The organism is Halomonas sp. BM-2019 (genome assembly GCF_017584085.1).
The window spans coordinates 3,763,386-3,770,966 of the sequence record NZ_CP071922.1 but is presented as its reverse complement, the minus strand read 5'-3'; the positions used below and the strand labels follow the sequence as shown (position 1 = coordinate 3,770,966).

Below are 7,581 nucleotides of genomic sequence, written 5' to 3'. Positions count from 1 at the left end.
GTGTCGGCCCACTTCGTGCTGGAGCGGGTGCGCCTGGGCAGTGAGCCCCAGGCCCCGCCGCGCTCGGCGGAGTTGCCGGAAAGCCTGCGCGACGCCCTGGCGCTGATGGCGGCGAATATCGACGAGCCGCTGACCACCGCCGACCTGGCCGAGCACCTGGGCCTGTCGCGGCGTCAGCTGGAGCGACTGTTCAAGAAGCACCTTCAGGCGGTGCCAAGCCGCTACTACCTGGACCTGCGCCTGCAGCGGGCCCGGCGCCTGCTGCGCGAGAGCGAGCGGCCGGCGGGGGAGGTGGCGCTGCTCACCGGCTTCTCCTCGGCGGCGCACTTCTCCACTGCCTATCGCAACCACTTCGGGGTCACCCCCCGGGAGGAGCGCCTGGGCTGACCGTCAGCGTGGCTGTGTCGGGCCGCGCCAGCAGGGCGCGGAACAGCGCGCCCAGCATCACCGGGGTGTCCTGCTCGATGGTAAAGCCTGCGCCCTCCAGCAGTGGCCGGGCCTGGCGGGTGATATCGGTGGCGATGGCCGAGGTGAGGGCGTTGAGGGCGCGGCGCGCGACGCCGGCGGGGTGGTCGTCGGCCTGGAACTTGTCCATCACGCAGAGCTGGCCGTCGTCCCGCAGGACGCGGCGGGCCTCGGCCAGGCCGCGGGCCGGGTCGGGCATCACCGCCAGGATCAGGTGCATCACCACCACGTCGAAGTGGGCGTCGGGGAAGGCCAGCGCCTCGGCGTCCATCTCCGCCGCCTGGACGTCCATGCCGAGCGCCTCGGCCCGCCGCGCGATGCGCCTCACCATGGCCGGGGCGAGGTCGGTGGCATGCAGCTCCACGTCCCGCGGCAGCCAGGGGAGGTCCAGACCGGTCCCGGCGCCCACCAGCAGCACCCGTATCCCCGGCTGCCAGGTCACCTGGTCGAGCGACAGGCGCCGCGCCCGGCGAAAGGCGCGTTCGGCCACGATGTCGTAGAGCGGCGCATAGAGGCTATAGCGCAGGCGGTTCCAGGCGGTGGTGTTGAACATGGGCGGATCCTTCGAGGCATCGACCTCAGGCTAGCCTTTTTCACAACTCCCTGTCCCATCGATGAAAGCATCCGGGAGGGCGACTCCCTATACTCGGTGGGGTATCTGCCACGAATCCCCCTACGCAAAGGACAAGCGACATGAGCCAGACCCCGACCCGCGCCGACTTCGACCGCTTCATGGTGCCCAACTATGCTCCCCAGCAGGCGATTCCGGTGCGCGGCGAGGGCAGCCGCCTGTGGGACCAGGAGGGGCGCGAGTACATCGACTTCGCCGGCGGCATCGCCGTCAACGGGCTGGGGCACTGCCATCCGGTGCTGGTGGATGCGCTGACCGAGCAGGCCGGCAAGCTCTGGCACGTCTCCAACGTCTATACCAACGAGCCGGCCCTCAAGCTCGCCCGGGCGCTGGTGGAGCGCACCTTCGCCGACAAGGTGTTCCTCTGCTCCTCGGGCGCCGAGGCCAACGAGGCGGCCCTCAAGCTGGCCCGCCGCTGGGCCCATGACCACTTTAGCGAGCACAAGAACCGCATCGTCTCCTTCACCCAGGCCTTCCACGGGCGCACCTTCTTCACCGTCAGCGTGGGGGGGCAGCCCAAGTACGCCCAGGGCTTCGGGCCGGTGCCCGGCGGCATCGTCCACGGCGAGTACAACAACCTCGACAGCGTGCGCGAGCTGATCGACGACGACACCTGTGCGGTGATGGTGGAACCGATGCAGGGCGAGGGCGGCGTGCTGCCGGGCGACCCCGAGTTCCTGGCCGGCCTGCGCGCGCTGTGCGACGCCCACGATGCGCTGCTGATCTTCGACGAGGTACAGACCGGGGTGGGCCGCTCCGGGACCCTCTTCGCCTACCAGCAGCTCGGCGTGACCCCGGATATCCTGACCAGCGCCAAGGCGCTCGGCGGAGGCTTCCCGGTGGGCGCGATGCTGACCACCGACCGGGTGGCCCCGGCCTTCGCCTTCGGCACCCACGGCTCCACCTACGGCGGCAACCCGCTGGCCTCGGCGGTGGCCCTGGCGGCGGTGGAGTTTATCGATACCCCCGAGGTGCTGGAGGGGGTGAAGCGCCGCCATGCGCTGTTCCGTCAGCATCTGGAGGCGATCAACGAGAAGCACGGCGTGTTCGGCGAGATCCGCGGCATGGGCCTGCTGATCGGCGCGGTGATGTCGGCCGACTACGAGGGGCGCGCCGCCGAGATCCTCCCGTTGGCCGTGGAGGAGGGGCTGATGGCGCTGGTGGCCGGCCCCAGCGTACTGCGCCTGGCCCCCTCGCTGGTGATCCCGGAGGCCGATATCGCCGAGGGCATGGCGCGGCTGGAGCGCGCCGTGGCGCGGCTGGTGGCCGACCAGTGAGCCGGCCCGCCGGCGCCCACGGAGATCCCGCCATGCTGCTCGTCCGCCCCGTCCTGCCCGCCGACCTGCCGGCCCTGGAGCGGCTGGCCTCGGATGCCGTGCCGCAGCTGACCAACCTGCCGCCCCACCGCGATCGCCTCGAGGAGCGGATCGCTCGATCGCGACAGGCCTTCGCCGCCGAGGTGGCCTTCCCCGGCGACGAGCACTACACCTTCGTGCTCGAGGACCGGGAGCGCGGCGAGGTGGTGGGCACCGCCACGGTGCGCGCCCAGGCCGGCGCCCGGGACGCCTACTACACCTATCGCCAGGAGACGCTGATCCACGCCTCCCAGCAGCTCAACGTGCGCCGCGAGGTGCAGACCCTGGCGCTCTCCCACGAGGTGTCGGAGGCGAGCCTCCTGTGCGCCTATTCGCTGGACCCCCGCTACCGGGGCACCAGCGCCGAGAGCCTGCTGCGTCGCGCCCGCTTGATGTTCATCGCCCAGTACCCCGAGCGCTTCGCCGGCATCCTGGCCATGGCCTTTCCCGGCTACCTGGATGCCGGCGGCGAGTCGCCGTTCTGGAACAGCGTGGGACAGCACTTCTTCATGCGCGATTACCAGGAGATCAACAGCCTGGCCGGGATCCGTTCGAAGAGCTTCATCGCCGAGGTGATGCCGCAGTTTCCCCTCTACCTGCCGCTGCTGACTCCCCAGGCTCGGGCCGCCATCGGGCGCGAGCATCCCGACCATGAGGGGGCGCTGGCCGAGATGCTCGCCGAGGGCTTCCTGCGCTCCCGGCACGTGGACATCTTCGATGCCGGCCCGGTAATCAAGGCCGAGCGCGAGCGGCTGCAGACCGTTCGCCGGGCCGCCTGGCACCCGGTGCGCATTCGCCCCGTCCAGGCGCTGCCGGACGCCGAGCCGGCCATGGTGGCCAACCAGCGGCGCGAGGGATTCTGCTGCGTGGTGGGCCGCTATGCGCTGTCGCCCACCGGCCAGCTGATGCTCTCGCCGGAGCATGCCGAGCGACTGGGCGTCGAGGAGGGGCGCGCGGTGCTGGCCGCACCGCTCTCGCTGCCCGGTCTGGACGACGGCGGCGCCGAGGCGCCCGACCCGGGCTATGACGAGGGAGAGCTGTGATGCGCATTCGACCCATCGCCGAAGGGGACCTGGACGAACTGCAGGCCCTTGCCCGGGAGACTGGCGTGGGCTTTACCTCGCTGCCCGACAATCGCGACTTCCTGGCCGCCAAGATCGCCGCCACCCTGGACGCCTTCGAGGAGCGTCGGCCGGTGGACCGTCGCAGCTACTTCTTCGTACTGGAGGACGAGGCCACAGGCCACCTGGCCGGCTGCTGCGCCATCGAGGGGCAGGTGGGGCGCGAGGTGCCCTTCTACCACTACCGGCTGGGGACGCTGGCCCACTCCTCGGTGCAGCTCGACCTTCACCGCACCATCGACACCCTGTTCCTCTGCTCCGACCACACCGGTGACGCCGAGGTGGCCTCGCTGTTCCTGCGCCCCGCGTACCGCGGCGGCGATCGGCGCGCGCAGCGCAACGGCGCGCTGCTCTCCATGATGCGCTGGCTGTTCATGGCGGAGTTCCGCGACCGGTTCCCCGACAAGGTGCTGGCGGAGATGCGCGGGGTCTTCGACGAACACGGCCGCAGCCCCTTCTGGCACTGCCTGGGCAGCCACTTCTTCCCACTGGACTTCGACGAGGCCGACCGCCTCACCGGGCTGGGCCAGAAGAGCTTTATCGGCGAGCTGATGCCCAAGTATCCGATTTATACGCCTTTCCTTTCGGAGGACGCGCTGGCCTGCATCGGGCGGGTCCACGAGCAGACCCGCCCGGCCCTGGCCATGCTCAAGAAGGAGGGGCTGCGCTGGGAGGGCTACATCGACATCTTCGACGGCGGCCCGACCGTCGAGGCCTACATCGACGACGTGCGCGGCGTTCGCCTCTCCCGGCACTGTCGGGCCGAGGTTGACCCGGGGCTGGGCGAGGCCGGCGCGCGGCAGCGCTGGCTCGCTGCCACCACCGGGATGGCCGACTTCCGCGCCGCCTGGGTGGGTCGCGGCCCCGACGAGGCGGGGGTGCTCCGGCTCTCGCCCGGCGAGGCGGCCCGCCTCGAGGTGGCGGCGGGCGCCACCCTGCGCATCCTGGACAGCGAGGAGGAAGGCTGATGAAGGCGAGACGACAGCTGCTGGTGGGCGGCATCTGGCAGACCGGGGAGGGCGAGACCTTCACCAAGCACGACCCGGTCTCCCGCGAGCGCCTCTGGGAAGGGCGCGCCGCCAGCCCTGCCCAGGTGGCCGCCGCGGTGGCGGCCGCCCGGGAGGCCTTCCCCGGCTGGGCGCGCACCCCTCTGGCCGAGCGCCAGGCGCTGGTGGAGCGCTTCCGCGAGGTGCTGGAGCGCCACCGCGATGACCTGGCGGCGGCCATTGCCCATGAGACCGGCAAGCCGCTGTGGGAGTCGCGCACCGAGGTCGGTGCCATGATCGGCAAGGTGGCGATCTCGCTGCGCGCCCACCAGGAGCGCACCGGCGAACGGGAGCGTGACCTGGGCGACGCCCGGTCCGTGCTGCGCCATCGCCCCCACGGTGTGATGGCGGTGTTCGGCCCCTACAACTTCCCCGGCCACCTGCCCAACGGCCATCTGGTGCCGGCGCTGCTGGCCGGCAACACCCTGGTCTTCAAGCCCAGCGAGCAGGCCCCGCTGACCGCCGACCTGACCCTGCAGTGCTGGCTGGAGGCGGGGCTTCCCGCCGGGGTGATCAACCTGGTGCAGGGCGCCGCCGAGACCGGCCAGGCGCTGGCCGCGGACCCCGACATCGACGGCCTGCTGTTCACCGGCAGCGCCCGGGTGGGTGGGCTGCTGCACCGCCAGTTCGCGGGGCAGCTGGACAAGATCCTGGCCCTGGAACTGGGGGGCAACAACCCCCTGGTGATCAAGGACGTGCCCGACCAGGACGCCGCGGTGCTGACCATCCTGCAGTCCGCCTACCTCTCCGGAGGGCAGCGCTGCACCTGCGCCCGGCGGCTGATCGTGCCCGAGGGGCCGGTGGGGGATCACCTCCTCGATGCGCTCAGTGACGCCATCTCGCGGCTGCGCGTGGCCGACCCGTTCAGCGAGCCTGCGCCCTTCTACGGCGGCCTGGTCAGCGTGGCGGCGGCCGACGGGCTGCTCGAGGCCCAGGCGGCCCTGGAGGAGCTCGGCGGCACGGTGCTCGCCCGCATGGAGCGCCTCGAGGCGGACACCAGCCTGCTGTCGCCGGGCCTGATCGACGTCACCGGCCTTCCGGTGCCCGACGAGGAGTACTTCGGTCCGCTGCTCAAGGTCCATCGCTACCGCGACTGGGAGGAGGCGATTGCCCTGGCGAACGACACCCGCTATGGCCTCGCCGCCGGGCTGATCGGCGGCGAGCGCACCGACTGGGACGACTTCCTGCTGCGCATCCGCGCCGGCATCGTCAACTGGAACCGCCAGACCACCGGCGCCTCCGGGGATGCGCCCTTCGGCGGGGTGGGGGAGAGCGGCAACCACCGCCCCAGCGCCTACTATGCGGCGGACTACTGCGCCTATCCGGTGGCCTCCATGGAGAGCGATGACCTGCACCTCCCCGACCAGCTGCCGCCGGGGGTGAACCTGTGAGCGAATTGCGCAACGGTGATTACCGCGAGGTCAACTTCGACGGCCTGGTGGGCCCGACCCACAACTACGCGGGCCTGGCGCTGGGCAATGTGGCCTCCATGACCCACGGTGGCCTGGTCGCCAACCCCCGGGAGGCCGCCCTGCAGGGGCTGGCCAAGATGAAGGCGCTGATGGAGATGGGCTACCCCCAGGGGGTGCTGCCGCCCCAGCAGCGCCCGGACCTCGGCGCGCTGCGCGCCCTGGGCTTCTCCGGCAGCGATGAGCGGGTGCTGGCGCGGGCCGCCGGCGAGGCCCCACAGCTGCTGCGGGCGGTCTGCTCCGCCTCGAGCATGTGGACCGCCAACGCCGCCACGGTGACGCCGAGCCTGGATGCCCCGGACGGCCGGGTTCACCTCACGCCGGCCAACCTGCAGTCGAGCTTCCACCGCTTCCTGGAGCCGGCCACCACGGCCCGGGTGCTGGCGGCGATCTTCCACGACCCATCCCGCTTCGCCCATCACCCGGCGCTGCCCGCCACCCCGGCCTTCTCCGACGAGGGGGCGGCCAACCACACCCGGCTGGCCGGCGATCACGGCGAACCCGGCGTGCACCTCTATGTCTATGGCCGAAAGGCCTTCGGCTGGGACAACGAGATCGCCCCGGCGCCGAAGCGCTTCCCGGCGCGCCAGACCCTGGAGGCGAGCCAGGCGGTGGCCCGCCAGCACGGCCTGGCCGACCACCAGCGGGTATTCGCCCAACAGCACCCCGAGGCCATCGATGCCGGGGTCTTCCACAACGACGTCATCGCGGTGGGCAACGGCCCGGTGCTGCTCTACCACGAGATGGCCTTCCTGGACGAGGCGGCGGTACTCGACGAGCTGCGGGCCAGGCTGGCCACCCCGCTGATCCCGGTCCGGGTGCCGGCCGAGGCGGTGAGCCTCGCCGATGCGGTCGGCTCCTATCTCTTCAACTCCCAACTCCTCTCCAACCGCGACGGCTCTATGACCCTGGTGGTTCCCGGCGAGTGCCAGGAGCGCGAGAGCGTGTGGCGCACGATTCAGGACCACCTGCTGGCGGGCCCCAACCCCATCGCCGAGGTGGTGGTGAAGGACGTCAAGCAGAGCATGCGCAACGGCGGCGGTCCCGCCTGCCTGCGCCTGCGGGTGGTGCTCAGTGCCGAGGAGCGCGCCGCGTTCTCCGGGCGGGTGCTGCTCGACGACGCCCTGCATGGCGAGCTCGTCGCCTGGGTGGGGCGCCACTACCGCGACCGCCTGGCGCCGGAGGAACTCGCCGACCCCCAGCTGGCCGAGGAGACGCGCCAGGCGCTGGACGAGCTGACGGGGATCCTCGCACTCGGAAGCGTCTACCCCTTCCAGCTGGGCTGACACCGCGACCCCGGTCGAGCCCCCGGCTCGCCAGCAGGCGGGGCGGGGGCATTCTGTTAGCACGCTGTGGCACACTCGGGGGCCGATATGGCAATGCAGCGAGGAGAGGATGGAACGTCGGAATAGCGAACGGCAGGAGGAGACATGACGGCGCTGACCCCCCTGGGGGCCTATCGGCTGGCCGTCGAGCGGCAGGGCTTCGTGGCGG

7 protein-coding genes are annotated in these 7,581 nt (G+C 71.5%); 6 read left to right on the top strand and 1 reads right to left on the bottom strand.

Going from position 1 to position 7,581, the window contains the following annotated elements; all coding sequences use genetic code 11:
* Positions 1-387, top strand: a 387-nt coding sequence (locus J5F18_RS18660; protein ID WP_346300020.1) for a helix-turn-helix domain-containing protein, incomplete at its 5' end; no start/stop codon positions are given.
* Here J5F18_RS18660 and J5F18_RS18655 read toward each other — a convergent pair.
* Complete coding sequence (locus tag J5F18_RS18655; RefSeq protein WP_346300019.1) at positions 359-1,018, bottom strand: class I SAM-dependent methyltransferase; 660 nt, start codon at positions 1,016-1,018, stop codon at positions 359-361. The two genes, J5F18_RS18660 and J5F18_RS18655, sit on opposite strands and share 29 nt — an antisense overlap.
* A 140-nt stretch (positions 1,019-1,158) precedes the next feature.
* On the opposite strand from J5F18_RS18655, the gene J5F18_RS18650 reads away from it, so the two are divergent.
* The 5 genes from J5F18_RS18650 to astB are packed head-to-tail and all read left to right on the top strand — an operon-like array spanning position 1,159 to position 7,373.
* Complete coding sequence (locus J5F18_RS18650) at positions 1,159-2,373, top strand: aspartate aminotransferase family protein (RefSeq protein ID WP_346300018.1); 1,215 nt, start codon at positions 1,159-1,161, stop codon at positions 2,371-2,373.
* A gap of 32 nt (positions 2,374-2,405) precedes the next feature.
* Complete coding sequence (locus tag J5F18_RS18645) at positions 2,406-3,494, top strand: arginine N-succinyltransferase (protein ID WP_346300017.1); 1,089 nt, start codon at positions 2,406-2,408, stop codon at positions 3,492-3,494.
* Entirely contained in the window at positions 3,494-4,540 is a 1,047-nt protein-coding gene (gene astA, locus J5F18_RS18640; RefSeq protein WP_346300016.1) for an arginine N-succinyltransferase, read from the top strand. The genes J5F18_RS18645 and astA overlap by 1 nt, the downstream gene beginning before the upstream one ends.
* Positions 4,540-6,009, top strand: coding sequence for a succinylglutamate-semialdehyde dehydrogenase (gene astD / locus J5F18_RS18635; protein ID WP_346300015.1), 1,470 nt, complete (start codon positions 4,540-4,542; stop codon positions 6,007-6,009). Before astA ends, astD begins: the two co-directional genes overlap by 1 nt.
* Positions 6,006-7,373 carry an N-succinylarginine dihydrolase gene (gene astB, locus J5F18_RS18630; RefSeq protein ID WP_346300014.1) on the top strand — a complete coding sequence of 456 codons (1,368 nt, stop codon included), beginning with the start codon at positions 6,006-6,008 and terminating at the stop codon, positions 7,371-7,373. Before astD ends, astB begins: the two co-directional genes overlap by 4 nt.
* Positions 7,374-7,581: the final 208 nt, after the last annotated feature.

Coding starts and splice junctions, on each gene's coding strand:
- J5F18_RS18655 (WP_346300019.1), bottom strand. CDS start 1,018: ATGTTCAACACCACCGCCTGGAACCGCCTGCGCTATAGCCTCTATGCG.
- J5F18_RS18650 (WP_346300018.1), top strand. CDS start 1,159: ATGAGCCAGACCCCGACCCGCGCCGACTTCGACCGCTTCATGGTGCCC.
- J5F18_RS18645 (WP_346300017.1), top strand. CDS start 2,406: ATGCTGCTCGTCCGCCCCGTCCTGCCCGCCGACCTGCCGGCCCTGGAG.
- astA (WP_346300016.1), top strand. CDS start 3,494: ATGCGCATTCGACCCATCGCCGAAGGGGACCTGGACGAACTGCAGGCC.
- astD (WP_346300015.1), top strand. CDS start 4,540: ATGAAGGCGAGACGACAGCTGCTGGTGGGCGGCATCTGGCAGACCGGG.